Origin of the sequence: Luteolibacter sp., from assembly GCF_039920825.1 — a bacterium.
Taxonomy (GTDB): domain Bacteria; phylum Verrucomicrobiota; class Verrucomicrobiia; order Verrucomicrobiales; family Akkermansiaceae; genus Luteolibacter.
The window spans coordinates 1-15,912 of sequence record NZ_JBDSCX010000024.1 but is presented as its reverse complement, the minus strand read 5'-3'; the positions used below and the strand labels follow the sequence as shown (position 1 = coordinate 15,912).

13 protein-coding genes are annotated in these 15,912 nt (G+C 57.9%); 8 read left to right on the top strand and 5 right to left on the bottom strand.

Annotated elements, in window-relative coordinates; all coding sequences use genetic code 11:
- Window positions 1-4: 4 nt before the first annotated feature.
- A complete protein-coding gene (locus ABIQ96_RS06065) occupies window positions 5-394 on the bottom strand; it encodes a helix-turn-helix domain-containing protein (protein WP_348213667.1) in 390 nt (129 codons plus the stop codon).
- A gap of 156 nt (window positions 395-550) precedes the next feature.
- Here ABIQ96_RS06065 and ABIQ96_RS06060 point away from each other — a divergent pair, with 156 nt between their 5' ends.
- From ABIQ96_RS06060 to ABIQ96_RS06030, 7 genes are all read left to right on the top strand, one after another.
- A complete protein-coding gene (locus ABIQ96_RS06060) occupies window positions 551-1,423 on the top strand; it encodes an SDR family oxidoreductase (protein ID WP_348213666.1) in 873 nt (290 codons plus the stop codon).
- Between the two features lie 132 nt (window positions 1,424-1,555).
- Window positions 1,556-2,344: an SDR family NAD(P)-dependent oxidoreductase gene (locus ABIQ96_RS06055; RefSeq protein ID WP_348213705.1), complete on the top strand. Its 789-nt coding sequence runs from the start codon at window positions 1,556-1,558 to the stop codon at window positions 2,342-2,344.
- Window positions 2,345-2,440: 96 nt separating this feature from the next.
- On the top strand, window positions 2,441-5,629 hold the full coding sequence (secA, locus tag ABIQ96_RS06050) for a preprotein translocase subunit SecA (protein WP_348213665.1): 3,189 nt from the start codon (window positions 2,441-2,443) through the stop codon (window positions 5,627-5,629).
- 306 nt (window positions 5,630-5,935) lie between these two features.
- Window positions 5,936-6,382, top strand: coding sequence for a pyridoxamine 5'-phosphate oxidase family protein (locus tag ABIQ96_RS06045; RefSeq protein ID WP_348213664.1), 447 nt, complete (start codon window positions 5,936-5,938; stop codon window positions 6,380-6,382).
- 7 nt (window positions 6,383-6,389) lie between these two features.
- Window positions 6,390-7,088: a pseudouridine synthase gene (locus ABIQ96_RS06040; RefSeq protein WP_348213663.1), complete on the top strand. Its 699-nt coding sequence runs from the start codon at window positions 6,390-6,392 to the stop codon at window positions 7,086-7,088.
- Between the two features lie 70 nt (window positions 7,089-7,158).
- Window positions 7,159-8,115: a glycoside hydrolase family 43 protein gene (locus tag ABIQ96_RS06035; RefSeq protein ID WP_348213662.1), complete on the top strand. Its 957-nt coding sequence runs from the start codon at window positions 7,159-7,161 to the stop codon at window positions 8,113-8,115.
- A gap of 59 nt (window positions 8,116-8,174) precedes the next feature.
- Window positions 8,175-9,383 (top strand): urate hydroxylase PuuD, encoded by a 1,209-nt coding sequence (locus ABIQ96_RS06030; RefSeq protein ID WP_348213661.1) that lies wholly within the window; start codon window positions 8,175-8,177, stop codon window positions 9,381-9,383.
- 1 nt (window position 9,384) lies between these two features.
- Here ABIQ96_RS06030 and ABIQ96_RS06025 read toward each other — a convergent pair whose 3' ends face one another.
- On the bottom strand, window positions 9,385-11,781 hold the full coding sequence (locus ABIQ96_RS06025) for a serine/threonine-protein kinase (protein WP_348213660.1): 2,397 nt from the start codon (window positions 11,779-11,781) through the stop codon (window positions 9,385-9,387).
- A gap of 77 nt (window positions 11,782-11,858) precedes the next feature.
- Here ABIQ96_RS06025 and ABIQ96_RS06020 point away from each other — a divergent pair, with 77 nt between their 5' ends.
- Complete coding sequence (locus tag ABIQ96_RS06020) at window positions 11,859-12,785, top strand: RluA family pseudouridine synthase (RefSeq protein WP_348213659.1); 927 nt, start codon at window positions 11,859-11,861, stop codon at window positions 12,783-12,785.
- A gap of 41 nt (window positions 12,786-12,826) precedes the next feature.
- Here the strand turns inward: ABIQ96_RS06020 and ABIQ96_RS06015 are convergent, their stop codons facing one another.
- From ABIQ96_RS06015 to ABIQ96_RS06005, 3 genes are all read right to left on the bottom strand, one after another.
- The gene (locus ABIQ96_RS06015; RefSeq protein ID WP_348213658.1) at window positions 12,827-13,207 is read right to left on the bottom strand and encodes a hypothetical protein; all 381 of its coding nucleotides are present in this window, start codon (window positions 13,205-13,207) and stop codon (window positions 12,827-12,829) included.
- 103 nt (window positions 13,208-13,310) lie between these two features.
- Window positions 13,311-13,661, bottom strand: a complete 351-nt coding sequence (locus ABIQ96_RS06010; RefSeq protein WP_348213657.1) for a hypothetical protein — start codon at window positions 13,659-13,661, stop codon at window positions 13,311-13,313.
- Between the two features lie 1,035 nt (window positions 13,662-14,696).
- Window positions 14,697-15,161 carry a hypothetical protein gene (locus ABIQ96_RS06005; RefSeq protein ID WP_348213656.1) on the bottom strand — a complete coding sequence of 155 codons (465 nt, stop codon included), beginning with the start codon at window positions 15,159-15,161 and terminating at the stop codon, window positions 14,697-14,699.
- Between the last annotated feature and the right edge of the window lie 751 nt (window positions 15,162-15,912).

Genomic DNA, 15,912 nt, shown 5'->3' with positions numbered 1-15,912 from the left:
CGGTTCACAGGGACGACTCCGGCGGGACATAGGCTGCTCTCGCCGTTTTCACCTCACCATGGTGCTTCTCCGCCCAATGAAAGAGCGGGACGAGAATTTCCAATAACGACTCGCCCAGCCCGGTGAGCGTGTATTCCACCTTGGGCGGGATACTCGGATAGACCTTGCGGGTGATCAGGCCGTCCTGTTCCAAGGTCCGCAGGGTTTGCGCGAGCATGCGCTGTGAAATATCGCCCACCGCCCGCTTCAGGACGGTGAACCGCATCGTGCCGCGGGAAAGCGTCGCCAGAACCAACAGGCTCCAGCGATCGCCGATGCGATCCAACACATCACGGACGGGGCATTCAAGAGCGTGATCGCTGCCTTTTTCGACAGGTGGAAAGTTCAGTTGCATGGAGGCAATAGGTTGGATTGCGGGACGGTTACTCCGACGTAACCCAATGACAAAAAAGACCCCTCTTGTGGGAAATCTCCAGACTCGGTATCTTTTAGTAACCGACCCCGAAAAAGTTACCGGGTTCGGTCCATCCCGTCAAACCACAACACCATCATGAGCACTCGCCCCACCCTACTTGTCACCGGAGCCTCCGGCCAACTCGGCCACTTGACCGTCGAATTCCTCATCTCCTCTGGAAAAGGCCGCATCATCGCCGGATCCCGCGATCCGGAAAAACTCGCGGATCTCGTCGCGAAAGGAGCGGAAGCAAGGGCCGTTGATTTCAATCGCCCGGAAACACTCGCCACCGCCTTTGAAGGAGTGGACCGACTGTTGATCGTCAGTACGGATTCCATCGACCAGCCCGGCCGCCGGCTCATCCAGCACACTGCCGCCATCAAGGCTGCAAAGGCAGCCGGGGTGAAACACATCCTCTACACATCCGCCGTCAGCGCGGCCCCGGATTCCGCCTCCATCGCCCTCCTGGATCACTACGAAACCGAGCAGGCCATTGTCGCCTCCGGACTCAGCCACACCATCCTGCGCAACACTCTCTACGTTGACAGTCTGCTGATGTCGTTGCCCCAAATCCTCGCCTCTGGTCAATGGTTCCACGCCGCCGCAGATGGCAAGATCGCCTTGGTTACCCGTGAGGATTGCGCGCGCGCAGCCGCTGCCGCGCTAGAATCGGATTTCACCGGTGATCAAATTGTCGAGATCAGCGGTCCAGAGCTGCTGGATCGCAACGAAATGGCGGCCATCATCAGCGAACTGTCCAGCAAACCCGTGGCCGCCATCGGCATTGACGAAGCCAGCCTGACGGATGCTCTCAAGAAGGCAGGCATACCGGACATTTTCGCCCGCCTGCTCGCCACCTTCGATACAGCGCAGGCAAACGGAGAACTTGAAGTCCTCACCACCGCGGTGCGTGATCTCACGGGCAGGGAACCCACGTCGGTCCGAAGCTTTCTCGCTGACCACATCTAACATAGATAACTCATTAAAAGCCATCGCGCCCCTGCGGCCCGGTGGCTTTCTTTTTTCCGAACACTGATCTCGGGCGATTCCATGCCTGATTCCGTACTTGGCACCAGCCGCGAATCCCACAAAACTCCAGCCATGCAAACCGCTCCATTTCTCAAGGATCTCTTCGACCTTTCCGGGAAGACCGCTGTCATCATCGGCGGGACCGGTGAACTTTGCGGAACGATGGCCGTCGGCCTCGCCCGTGCCGGAGCGGAAGTCGTGCTCGGCGGACGGATCCCGGAAAAGGCCGAAAAGCGGCTTGCGGAAATCGAGTCCTACGGCGGAAAAGGTTATTTCGTCCCGGTCGATGTAACGTCGCGTGAGTCTCTCCACGCTTTGCTGGAAACCGTCTTGGATCGTTCCGGCCAGGTGGACATCCTGATCAACGGTGCGGGAACGAATTCCCCCACCCCGTTTCTCGAAATCCCGGAAGAGGAATACCAGAAAATCATCGATACCAATCTGTCCGCCGTTTTCCGGGCGTGTCAGGTTTTCGGACAATACTTCGTCGATGAAGCCCGGCCCGCATCGATCATCAATCTCGGCTCGATTTCCGGACTCAATCCTCTTTCCCGCGTCTTCACCTACTCCGCGTCGAAAGCTGCGGTGCACAATCTCACCCGCAACCTCGCCCGCGAATGGGCGGACAGGGACATCCGCGTGAACACGCTCGTTCCCGGCTTTTTCCCCGCCGAACAAAACCGCAAGGTCCTCGACGAAACCCGAGTACTCGACATTCTCCGCCAAACCCCCGCCTCGCGTTTCGGCAACGCCGACGAACTCATCGGCGCGACGCTTCTTCTCGCCTCCGCCAAGGCCGGATCGTTCATCACCGGCATGGAAATGATCGTGGACGGCGGGTTCCAGGCGATGTCGATCTGACCCCTTCGTTTACGCCCTTTCCTAGCGCTTGCACCCGTCCGAATGCTGGTGTATCGCCTCCAGCCCGGCGGGTGATCCCGCCCTACCCCTTCCTATATGATCAAGTGGATTCTCCAAAAAATCGTCGGCAGCAAGAACCAGCGCGAAGTGCGCCGCATCCGTCCGACGGTGGCCCGTATCAATGAAATCGAGGAAGCTCTGCAACGCGAGCCCGTTGAGAAACTCCTCGAATTCACTGCGACGTGGCAGGCCCACTTGGCCCGCTATCATGTGCTCGATGCTCCGGCGAGACCGATGATCCAACGCATGGACGATGCGGAACTCCGCACCACCGCCGAAGCACTCGAAGCCCGTCTCGCGCCGCTGCGTTCGGAATTCCCGTCGCTGCCGTCCACCATCCTCGCGACGTTCGAATCCATCGAAGCGGCGAAGGCGGCGTTTCATGAAATCGAAAGCGAATTCGGAAAATCCCGTGCCCGCTACCTTGAGCGGATTCTTCCCGAAGCCTATGCCGTCGTCAAAAACGGAGCGCGTCGTCTTTGTGGTCAGGAGATTCTCGTTAGCGAGCGTCCGTTGACTTGGGAAATGATCCATTTCGATGTGCAGCTCATCGGCGGCATCGCTCTTCACCGCGGCATGATCGCGGAAATGCAAACCGGTGAAGGCAAGACCCTGGTCGCCACCCTGCCGGTCTATCTGAACGCACTAACAGGCTTGGGCGTCCACGTCGTCACGGTCAACGACTACCTCGCGAAACGCGACTCCGAGTGGATGGGCACCTTGTTCCGTTTCCTCGGCCTAACCGTCGGTTGTATCCAGAATCAAATGCCTCCGTGGGAGCGCCGCGCCGAATATTCCTGCGACATTACCTACGGCACCAACGCCGAGTTCGGCTTCGACTATCTCCGCGACAACGGCATGGCGTCCACCAAGGACGAGCAGGTCCAGCGCCGCCACTACCTCGCCATTATCGACGAAGTGGACTCCATCCTCATTGACGAAGCGCGGACCCCGCTGATCATTTCAGGCCCTTCCACCCAGTCGTCCCATCAGTTCGACAAATACAAGCCGCTCGTCGAGCTGCTGGTGAAGAAGCAAACCGAGCTCTGCAACAACCTCGCCGCCGAAGGCAAGCAACTGCTCGAAGCAGGAGATCCGACCAGCGCCGGACGCGCGCTTTTCAAACTGAAACTCGGCCAGCCGCGCAACCGCCAGCTCATGCGTTTCATGGAAGACCCGGAAATGCGCAAGCTGTTGGAGAAAGCGGAACTCTCCTTCCACCAGGACGCGCAGAAGAAGGAACTCTTCGAACTCAAGGAAGAGCTCTATTTCGTCATCGACGAAAAAGGCCACGACTCCGACCTGATGGAGATGGGCCGCGAATATCTATCACCCGGCGATCCGGAATCCTTCACACTTCCCGACCTCGGCACACTCTATGCCGACATCGACACCGACCGCAGCCTGGACGAGGAACAAAAGCTCGCCGCCAAGGACGCGCTCCAGGTCCGCATGGATTCCCAAGCGGAAAAAATCCATAACATCTCACAGCTTCTCAAGGCGTATTGCGTTTTCGAAAAGGACGTCCAATACGTGGTCAAGGACGACAAAGTCATCATCGTCGATGAAAACACCGGCCGTGAAATGCCGGGCCGCCGTTGGTCCGACGGACTCCATCAGGCGGTCGAAGCCAAGGAAAACGTTTCCATCGAAAAGGAAACCCAGACCTTTGCGACTATCACGATCCAGAACTATTTCCGCCTCTATGAAAAGCTCGCGGGCATGACCGGCACCGCCGAAACGGAGGCCGCCGAGTTCCACGACATCTATCGCCTCGACGTGCTGCCGATCCCGACCAACACATCTAACATCCGCGTCGATGAAAACGACCAGGTGTTCAAGACGCGCCGCGAAAAGTTCAACGCGGTCATCGCGAAAATCGAGGAAGCCCACGCCAAGGGCCAGCCGGTTCTCGTCGGCACCGCGTCCGTGGAATCGTCGGAAACGCTTGCCCGGATGCTCAAGCGCGCGAAAATCCCTCACTCCGTCCTCAACGCGAAATTCCACGCGCAGGAAGCTGAAATCGTTTCCGGAGCTGGCCAGCTCGGCGCTGTCACCGTTTCGACCAACATGGCCGGGCGCGGCACCGACATCAAACTCGCCCCTGGTGTTCCCGAAGCTGGCGGACTTTTCGTCATCGGCACCGAGCGCCACCAATCCCGCCGGATCGACCGCCAGCTCCGCGGCCGTTGTTCCCGTCAGGGAGACCCGGGCCGTTCGCAATTCTTCATTTCCTTCGAGGACGACCTGATGCGGAATTTCGCCGCCGCCGACCGCATGACCCAGATGATGGAACGTTTCGGCATGAAGGAAGGTGAAGCCCTCGAACATTCTTGGCTCAACCGCTCCGTGGAAACCGCCCAGAAGCGCGTCGAGCAACGCGACTACACCGGCCGCAAGCGCGTGCTCGATTTCGACGACGTGATGAACATGCAGCGCGAGGTCGTTTACGGCTATCGCAACGAGGTTCTAACTACCGAGGTCCCGCGCGACCTCGTCAATGAGATCATCGACGAAACGATTCCCGCCAAGGTTCACGAATACATGTCGGATCGCGATGACCGCGAGCCCGATTACAACGAACTCATGCACTGGGTGAACGCCACCCTGCCGGTTAGTGTGACTGCGGATGATTTCCTCAACGCTCAGAATGAGGAGGCCATTTCCGCGCTGCTCGTGGACAAGGTCAAGGCCGTCTACGAAACCCGCGTCGGCGATCTGCCGATGGAAGTGCTCGATCAGGAAGAACGCCGCATGGTGCTCGTCGCCATCGACAAGCAATGGCAGGCGCACCTTTACAACATGGACGCTCTCCGCGAAGGCGTCGGCCTCCGTGCCCAAGGTCAGAAGGATCCGCTCATCGAGTATAAGAACGAAGCCTACAACCTCTTCGTCACCTTGATGGACTCCATCAAACAGGAAGCCCTTCAAAACCTCTTCCGCTCCGCCGCGAATCTCGAAGCGTTCCTCCAACAGCTTCACAACGCGCCGCAACAACTCCACGGTGGTGAAGCCGCGTTGACTCAGGACAATGTCGGCGTATCCGGCAGTTCCGCGAATCTCGATCCGTCCTCGATGCCTTCCCCGGCAGGAACCACGCTCAAGCTCAACCTGCCGAAACGGAAGCCAAGTTTCTCCATCGAAACCACCGGCCGCAACGCCACCTGCCCCTGTGGTTCCGGCAAGAAATTCAAGCAGTGCTGCGGTAAAGACGAGGAGACATAAGAGTGTCGGTCACGGGTGACGGCACGTCAGCCCTGCTCAGTGCTTGAAAAAGCCCGTCTCAAGGGCAAGATCATTGGCAGTGAAAACGAGCCAACCACCACAATTATCCGTTATCCCTTTGATCAGCGAGGAGCGGATGGCACGAATACTATCCTCTCGGCGCTCGATTTCCTCCGAAGAAGCCTATCGCCAGATATCGGAGCATCTTGGCCGCCCCCTTTCGCCCGGTAGAAAGAAAATCTCCGTCAATGGGCAAACGGTTTGGGTCTCTTGCTAAACTCTTCGGAGGCTCCTCACCTATCCGCAATGGCAAAGCCCCATCCAAAACCCATCGATCCATCCGAACTCGCGGATCTGGCCATCGCCACGATGGCTTCCGCGAAGTTCCCGATGCTTGCAACCCTTGACGGCGAACAGCCTCGCTTGAGGCCGGTGTCACCGGTGGGAACGGAACGCTTCACGGTTCACATCGCGAATCTCCGTTCCTATGGAAAAACCTGTGAAATCGCCGCGAACGACAGGGTCGAACTCTGTTATCTGGCGGACAATCACGATCAGGTCCGCATCACCGGCACCGCCGGAATCGTCACCGATCGTGAAGTGCTGGAATCGATCTGGAACAAGAATCCCCTGCTCCGCTCCTACCTCGGTTCCATCGACAATCCCGAGCTGATCATCTACCGGATCACTCCGAACCGCGTCCGCTTCATGAGGGAATGGGCGCTGGAGTATCACGAAGTGTCCGTCGATTGATTTCCCCATGCGTCTCGATCGTTTTCTCATCCGCCGCGGCATTCATTCCGGGAAGGAAGTCGTGCGTTTGTTAGCGGATGGTCGGGTGAAACTGGATGGCGAAATCGAAACCAACGGCCTGCGGAAAATCGACCGCTTCAGCTGGATCGAACTTGATGATGAAATCCTCCAGTCGCACGAAGCCATCTATCTGATGCTTCACAAACCGGCGGGTTATCTCAGCGCGACGACCGACCCGCTTCATCCGACGGTGATCGAGCTGATCGATCACCCGTTGCGTGCCGAGCTTCATCTCGCCGGCCGCCTCGACCGGGCGAGCACCGGCTTGCTTTTGCTGACCAATGACGGCCGCTGGTCGAAACGGGTCACGGAACCCGTCGAAGAAATTCCCAAGATTTACCGGGTAACGACGCGCGAAGCAATTTCCCCGGAAACGGCGACGCTTTTCGCAGCAGGAATCTATTTCGCTTATGAGGACTTGACCACCCGGCCTGCGGTTTTGGAAATTCTCAGTGAGCGGAAGGCTCTTCTCACGATCCACGAAGGCCGCTACCATCAGGTGAAGCGGATGTTTCATGCCGTGGGAAACCAAGTGCTCAGCCTGCACCGAGAACAGATCGGCCCGTTGGTGCTGAATGAATCCCTGCCGGAAGGAAAATACCGCCACCTCTCCGCGGATGAGGTTTCGTGGTTTTCGCGGGCTTGAATTTTCCCGACTGACCGGGACTTTACACCGTGCGACATTTGCCGAAGATCGCGATATGCGATTTGAAAAAATGTTTCCCCAAATCATCGCCCTTGCCATGGCCTCCACTTGCTTGAATGCGAACGCGAGCAATCCCGTGTTCCCCGGCTGGTATGCCGATCCCGAAGGTATCATTTTCGAAAATACCTGTTGGATCTATCCGACGTTCTCCGCGCCCTACGACAAGCAACTGCACTTTGACGCATTCTCCTCCACCGATCTGGTGAAGTGGACGAAGCATGAGAACATTCTCAGCACCAAGGAAATCAAGTGGGCGAAGCGCGCGATGTGGGCGCCGTCGATCATTCGCAAGGACGGAAAGTATTATCTGTTTTTCGGAGCGAACGACATCCAGAACGATCAGCAGGAAGGCGGCATCGGCATCGCCGTGGCGGACAAACCCGAAGGCCCCTACAAAGACTATCTGGGAAAACCGTTAGTGGATAAATTCCACAACGGCGCGCAACCGATCGATCAATACGTTTTCAAAGACGCGGACGGCAGCCACTATCTGATCTACGGCGGCTGGCGGCATTGCAACATCGCCAAGCTCAACGCCGATCTCACTGGCTTCGTCCCGCAGGCCGACGGCACGGTTTTCAAGGAGATCACTCCGCAAGGTTATGTCGAGGGACCGTGCATGTTCATCCGCAACGGGAAGTATTATTTCATGTGGTCCGAAGGCGGCTGGACCGGCCCCAACTACAGTGTGGCCTATGCAATGGCGGATTCTCCGTTCGGGCCGTTCACGCGGATCGCGAAAATCATCCAGCAAGATCCCGCCATCGCGACTGGAGCCGGGCACCACTCGGTGATCCACATCCCGGGCAAGGACCGCTGGTTCGCGGTTTACCATCGCCGGCCGTTGACGGAGACCGATGCCAACTCGCGGGAAACCTGCATCGACGAAATGCACTTCGATGAAAAAGGCCTGATCCAACCAGTCAAAATCACCAACGAGGGCGTGAAGGCACTGGAAATCAAATAGAAAGCCTCTCCTTGGTCCCGTCATATTGGTATGCCGGGTGCTCTATTCAATCACGACCCATGGAATCTGAAATCGCAGGCTGGCTGAGTGTGGTATTCCGTTTCGTCCACGTGCTGGCCGCGATTATGTGGATCGGCAACTCGCTCCTCTTCACGTGGATGGAGCTGAACCTGATCGCCCCCCAGCCTGACGAAACCGGGGAAAAGCCCGACCTGCTCGGACATCTCGATATGCTCCACGGCGGCGGCGTGTTCCATCTGCAGAAAAGGATCATCAACCCGCAGGCCATTCCCGTGCCGTTGCACTGGTTCATGTGGCAGTCCTATACGACGTGGATCAGTGGTGTGCTGCTGCTGGTTTCCGTATTCTACATCCACGGCGGAGCGGCACTCGTCGATGCGACGAAGACCGACCTAACGGGCTGGCGCGCCATCGCCCTCAGCGCGGGCGGCATCGTCGGCTGGTGGCTGATTTACAACACCCTCTGGAACACCAAACTGAAGGATCATCCGAAGATCACAGTCCCGCTGACGCTTGTCCTGCTCATCGCGGCGGCTTTCCTCTTCAAACAATATTTCAACGGCCGCGCGGTGTTTCTCCAGATCGGCGCAATGCTGGGATCCTCGATGTCGTCGAATGTATTTTTCCACATCATCCAGAATCAGAAAAAATTCATGAAGTCGCTGCTGGCCGGACTGCCGCATGATATGAAATACGGCAAGCAGGCGAAAACCCGCTCAATGCACAATCACTACATGACCTTCCCGGTCCTGTTCATGATGTTGAGCGCGCACTTTCCGCAACTCACCAGCGCCGCACAAAACGTGCCGATCCTCGCTGTCATCCTCATCGCGCTGATGGCGGTGAAGCACCTGATGAACTCACGGTATTATTTCAAGCACTGGCTCGCCTCGATCTTCGCGACGTTCATCCTTGCCTGTTTTCTCATCGGTTCCCTGCTCGCGATGCCCGATCCCACCACCAAGGCATCCGGAGTCAGTGATGGAGCCAAACTGTTTGTCAGCCAGACCTGCGCGAACTGCCACCTTGCCGGAGGGTCGCCAATCGCTCCTGATCTGAAGGGGATTTTCGGATCCACCCAGATCATGGCGGATGATTCGAAAATCCTGGCGGACGAAACCTACCTGCGCTCCTCGATCAAACAGCCACAGCTTCATGTGGTCAAAGGATTCGCCCCCGCCATGCCGGCGCTTCCCCTAACTGACGAGCAGGTCGATCAACTGGTCGCCTATTTGAAATCGCTCTGACTCACTTCGGCAGACCGCTGGAAACCGTTTCCCAGTGCTGTTTGAACTCCGGACTTCCCTGCGAGAGAACCCCCGCAACCGCTAGGGCGCGTTCTCGGTTTCCGGCGAGCCAGTCGTAGGAAATCGCGCATTCATGCCGCCTTACCCGCTCGAACTCGCTCTTCGGGATCGCTACGAAAATCCGGTGGAGTCCGATGATCGCATCGGCGGAGAAATCTCCCCACTTTGCGGAGCGGCTGGTGCCGGCGGTGTCCAGAATCAGGAGTCCTCCCTGCGGGTCGATCGAAATTTTACGAGCGGTTTCTCCTGATTTCAGAGAAAACTCCCCGGTCATCGGTTGCTTCGCGAGATCCTCCTCCAGGTCTGATAGAAACACTGCGGAAGACTCGGCCACCATCAGCAGCGAGGCACGCGTAGCCCCTTCCGGATCCGCAGGCAATGATTTGATAAACGCGACGGCATCGGAAAACCGGCAGTCGGCGGCGAATTCGCCGAGCTTCGCCATCACCGCAGTTAGATCCAATGCCTCGGACGCGGAGGCCGCTGGTGGTGTCGGGGCGGGCTTGGGAGCTGCTAGCAGTTTCGCGTGTTTCGCGAGATCCAGTTGCCACGCCCGCACGTTGAACCGGGCGCGGCCCCGGGTTTTCAAGGTAGCGACAATTTTGTCGAGCTCGGCCACCGCGGACTCACATCCGGCCACGTCGGCAGGGAGTTTTTCAAACACCGCTTCGGAAAGTCGCGAGCCGTCGTCCAGATAGTCCCGTGCAAATTTTTGATAGAGTTCGAGCCACGAGTCGTCCGCAGAGAGTTTGGCGGAAGCGACAGCGCCGAAATAGGCCTTGGCTTCGTTAGACATTCCTTGTTCCCAGTTTTTCAAACCCGCAACCATCCATGCCATGACATGCGGCGCGTCACCCGTTGCAGTATCCAACTCTTTCGAGGAAACGGCGGGCAGCCCTTGCGATTGGTCCAGCACCTTGATTAGGAAATCATTCAGCCGCGTGGCATCCTCGGTCAGCGAGCGCGCGTGAAGGGCGGTTGCTTTCGCCTCCACCTTGGCCTTGGCGGATTCGCCATCGAGGAAATGAGCGACCACCGCCTCGACTCCGGCCCATGTCCGGGTCGGCTCCTGCACTGAGGGGTTTTCGCGCAGCTTCACGAATTCTTCAGCAGCCTTGCTGAATTCACCCGCTTCGACGGCAGCCCGTGCTTCGCGGTAGCTCTTTGCAATCTCGGTGGCGGAAGTGTTAACAGTATCCGGATCCGGTCCTTCGGGAGACGGCAGATGAACCACCGGCGTCTTCGCTTCCGGTTGCGGCTCCTTGCGCGTCACCCACCAGATTCCGCCTGAAACCGCACCTAACAAAACAACCGCTGCGGCGGCCAGCGTGATCCGCTCCGTCTGCTTTTTCATCGCCCGGCGTTTGGCGGCGCTGCCGGACGTTTCAGTGACTCCCGAGCCGTTGGTGACCAATCGTTTCAACGCCCCCTGGAGCATCGCGATCATCTCTTCATACGACGAAAACCGGTTGTCGGGCGAATAGGCCATCGCCTTCTCGACAATCGCACAAGTGCCTGCTGATAGGGTCGGCTCCAGCTCGCCCAGCGGGATGACTTTTTTCTTCGCCTCCCGCAGAACGCTGGTTCCCATCGATTCCTCGCCACACGATGGCTGTCCCGCCAGCGCATGATAGAGAGTCGCGCCGAAGGCATAGATGTCGGAGCGGAAATCCTCCGGATAGCCTTCGATGGTTTCCGGCGGAACGTAGTAGGGCGTGGCCCAGATTTCCGTGGCCTGCGCCTTGCCGCCTTGGGTCACGAGCGCGAGACCGAAGTCCACGATCTTCGCATGTCCCTCCGCGTCGAGCAGGATGTTTCCCGGCTTGATGTCGCGGTGGATCAATCCGGCGGCATGCGCGGCCTTGAGTCCTTCCGCCACCTCGATGGCCAGCGGCAGCATTTCCAGTTCGGAAATTTTCCCCTTCTCCCGGATCTGATGTTCGAAATGCCCGCCCGGCACCAACTCCATCGCGATATACAAGCGCCCGAACGCCTTCCCCGTCGTCAGCACGCGAACGACATTCGGGTGGCTGAACGACGCCGTGATCCGCGCTTCTTCCTCGAACGCAGTGACCCGCCGCTCATCCGACGAATACTCCTCGCTGAGAATTTTCAACGCCACCTCGCGGTCGAGCGTGTGGTCGTGGGCGACGAAAACCATACTCATCCCGCCCACCGCATGACGGCGGACCAGCGTGTAGGGCCCGAATTCCCGTTTCACCCGCGTGTGCTTGCCGCAGGACGGGCAGGTGACGTTGGAAAAGGGAGCGACCGCAGCGACGTTCATCGGACTTCCGCAAGAATGGCAATAGGCGATGGTCTCTGAGCGCTCCGGCATGGGCATAGGCTATCTACGGCGTGCTTGGGTGAAAACTTGAAACTTGCGGCACATTTTCTGCCGGAGACACTGCCGCCGTGGAAATCCTAGTCGAAGACAGTCCGGGCGAGCGCATCGACGCCTTTCTCGCCGCCCGCCTTGCCGATCTGTCGCGCTCGCGCATCCAGACCCTCATCCGCGAGCAATTCATCCAGGTCAACGGCCACCCCGCCAAGCCCCGCGACGCCGTGAAACTCGGCGACCGCATCACCGTCGTCCTCCCCGAAGCCGTCCCGCTCGACAACGCCCCGCAGGACATCCCGCTCGACATCATTTACGAGGACGATGACCTCGTCGTCCTCAACAAAGCCCCCGGCATGGTCGTCCACCCCGCCCCGGGAAATCCCGACGGCACCCTCGTCAACGCCCTCCTCCATCATTGCAAAGGCAAACTCTCCGGCATCGGCGGCGTCGAGCGCCCCGGCATCGTCCACCGCCTCGACAAGGATACCTCCGGCTGCCTCGTCGTCGCGAAATCCGACGTCGCCCACCAATCCCTCGTCACCCAGTTCTCCGAGCGCAGCTCCATGGAGAAACTCTATCTGGCAGTCACCCAGGGCGTCCCCAAGCCGGAAAAGGACAGCATCTTCACTCACATCGGCCGCCACCCAGTGAACCGCCAGAAGATGGCCGTCGTCAATCCACCCGGTGGGAAAACCGCCATCACCGATTACGAAATCCTGGCCACTGACGCCGCCAGCATCACCGCCCTCGTCCTCTGCCATCTCCACACCGGCCGCACCCATCAGATCCGCGTCCACATGCACCATAAGGGGACCCCGTTAGTCGGCGATCCCATCTACGGCAAGCCCAGCAAAACCTCCGAACTAACCGGCCGCCTCATGCTCCACGCCTGGCGGCTTGCCTTCGACCACCCCGTCACCAAGAAATCGCTCCGCTTCGAAGCCCCGATTCCGCCAGAGTTCCAGCCATGGGTGGAAAAAGCGGCGAACCGGGTGCGGTGAGTGTTTTAGGAATGCCACGCCGGTAACTAGCTCGAATTCAATCAGACGTCTTCCCCGGCTTCGCCGTCTCCGCCTTGATCGGTTTCTTTTTCAATTCGCCAGGTAAGTGGTGGGAATCTTGAAAATGTCCCGGAAATAACGCCGCAAGTCGGGCACTCGATCCATAAGCATCGTCCGCCGCCTCCGATTGCGCGAGACTTTGCCGAGCAGAATGGACATCTGAAAAAAAGACGATTCATGGAGAGGAGCACTCCCATGATACCACCCATCAGACAGAGCGGAATCAATATGGCCGATGCCACAAAACTCAGACCTTTGGAGACCGTCGAATCAGGGAATACAAAACCGACGAAAATGCAGATGAATAGCAGCGGGACTAGTGCGCCAATCTTGATCCACAGCTTGAAGGATGGCGGTTTCATGATTTTCTTTACCGAACGTTAGGGTGGTGGCCCCGGCGGCGGGAAGCTCGAATTCAATTTGAGAAGTTATCGCCGGTTTCCACGCATGACTTGTTAGCCATCTTCATTTTGATTGGTATTCGATGGCGACCCCTCGGTCGGAAGGTTCCTTCTTGAATGCGCGGGCACCGCCTTCAAGAGTCACGACGATCTTGAAGTCACCTGCCCAAGAAACCTTCGCAGATCCGCTGTCGATGATGAAGGCGCTTCCGGACTCATTCGGCAACGCGTCACCCAGATTCAAGATCGTTCCTTGTGTGTTGAAACCTGTAGTCGCGCCACAATTCCGGGAGAACAGGACGATCTTCTTGCTTCCGTCGGGCGATACCACTTCCGTGATTGGTTCGTTGGCGCACTCGGTTCCGGAGCAACCAAGGAAAAAGAGCGCCAGACAGATTGGGAAGAGTCGGATCATTTCTCGCCTAACGTTTGATGTGCGGCACGGGGGAGATTGAGCGTCCAGAGAGAAGCGAATTAGGGGCGTTGTACGCCGTTACGACCACTGGCTTGTTCAGCCTCCTGATCTATTGGAGATCCCAGATCATAGGATCGAATGTGGACAGATTGTGACCGCGGATCACTCGATACAACAAATCCACAGAAATCCGAATCACCCTCGGGAATCTGCTCTCCCGGCCCAGCTTCAACCTCAAATGGCTTCTCTCCCACAACCGAAAACACAACTACTCCATCCCGCTTCACTCGGACCAAGGAAGGGTAATGTTGACCTGGATCACCAACAGTCAGAGAATAGTCCTTCGACGCAAACGGCGGCTTTCTGTCCATTCTTGAACCACGAGGGCGGTGATTCTCTATGCAACCCGCGACGCCGCAAATAGTGAATACGCCGAACAATATCACGCCTGATTTCATGTTTGATATCTCTGCCGTCAAAGAGCACGCAACCCTATCAGCGGGAGCGAGCGTCGATCACGAGGTTGAGGTTGGAATTAGGGAAAAGCATGTAAACAGGGCCGCTGATAGGGGTTGCTGTGTCTCGACTTGTTCGCTTCATTGGATCAGAATGGTTTCTTCGACGAGGCACCACGAATTGGGATAGGTTGATCAATCACCCAGCTTACGACCAACAACGAAAAGAATGCCGCTACACTCCCAATCATCAGATAGTTCTCCCAGTGCCAATAATCGGAATACGACTGTTCGGTAACGGAACTCCCAACCTTGTCCACATACCGGCCTTCGACTTCCTTAATGGGACCATTGGGCCACTTCGATGTTCCGTAGAACATGAGGATTGCGGCCACTCCCGCCGGGATCGCAAACGAAAAGCCTTGGATCATAGCTTTCGTCTTTCGCGGGAGGTTGCGGAGTCTCGTGAACATTTTTTCTGCCCAACGTCAAAGAGCACGCACCGCCGCCGTTGAGCAGCGAAGGAAAAGAAACTGAGGAGCTTCACGGCGGTTGCTGTGTCTCGACTTGTTCGGATTCTTCATTTGTCGGGGGAGGCGGCATCGTTGATGTCGGCGAGAAATCCAGTAAGAATACATCGGTGACTCTTGCCGCTCTCGCGCACCTTGGCCTCCACTTGCTCCTTCTCCAAGGTTGTTGCGGCGCGCAGGGCGCTCAGGAGGCGGGGCGCGTCGGGGAAATCCCCCTCGCACATGGCGAACTCCGCGCTGATCTCGGTGATGGCTTCGTTGTAGGCGATCCATGGATCTCCGGGATCGTGGTCAGGAGTGGCGGGTCTCTGAATGCGGTAACAACCACGGACGACGAGCCGAAGGAACTCGCGCTTACGGATGTCGGCTTCACGCTTGAGGATGATACGTTGCATCCGCGAGTCCCTATCCTTGGTGAAAGTGTGGGCGACAAGTCCTCCGATCAGAATACCAACGAGCGCGAAGGTAAAACTCGTCCAGTCGGAGTTAGTGGTATGGGCGAAAATTGTGATCACGGATTGTTAGGCGGCTTGATGGGAATCGTGGTGGGGATACCGTTATTGCTTCTGGTCTTAAATTCCCTTCCGAACAGTGTATTCTGTCTGAGCCCGACGATATCTCTCCGGGTTTGCCGGGGCAAGTCTGCGAATCGGCCGCTTTGCGGTTGCTGGAGCAGAGAGGGTTGGGGATCTCCTTCGGTTTGACCGATAAATTGGATGCGCGAGAGGTCGGTGGATGGCGATCTAACGGATATCTCCGAATGGGGCGATGGGGCGATGGGGCGATGGGGCGATGGGGTGGGGCGATGGGGCGATGGGGTCCGACACAACCCCCTCTCGCCGCGCCGACGTCTCAAAACTTCGGAAATCTTCTCGCCCTATCGCGGATTCAACAAACTTCCGAACTTTGTCCCATCGCAGCGCACGGGTACCCTTGGGAAACCTAGTACTTTTTAAAAAGTCGTGCTACCTCTTGCACACCCGTCCCGTCTGTGGTAGGGTGGGTCACGAACGAACTACCGAACTGCTGAGACAACAAAGGAACCGCATGCCTGTCGTGATCAAGCGCGCCGCCTCACCAATCGAATCCGTCACCCTTTTGGGCGCCAAGGAGGTCGGCCCCAGCATCACCGTTGTGCCGTTCGGTAGCTGCCTCCTGTTCGGCCTCCCCGGTGCCCGATCCCTCGCTATCCCGCGAGCTGTCGCCCATACCTTCGCCCTAGCGCTCCTCGAAATGTTGGGTGAAGCATGATTGCGTGGCTGACCG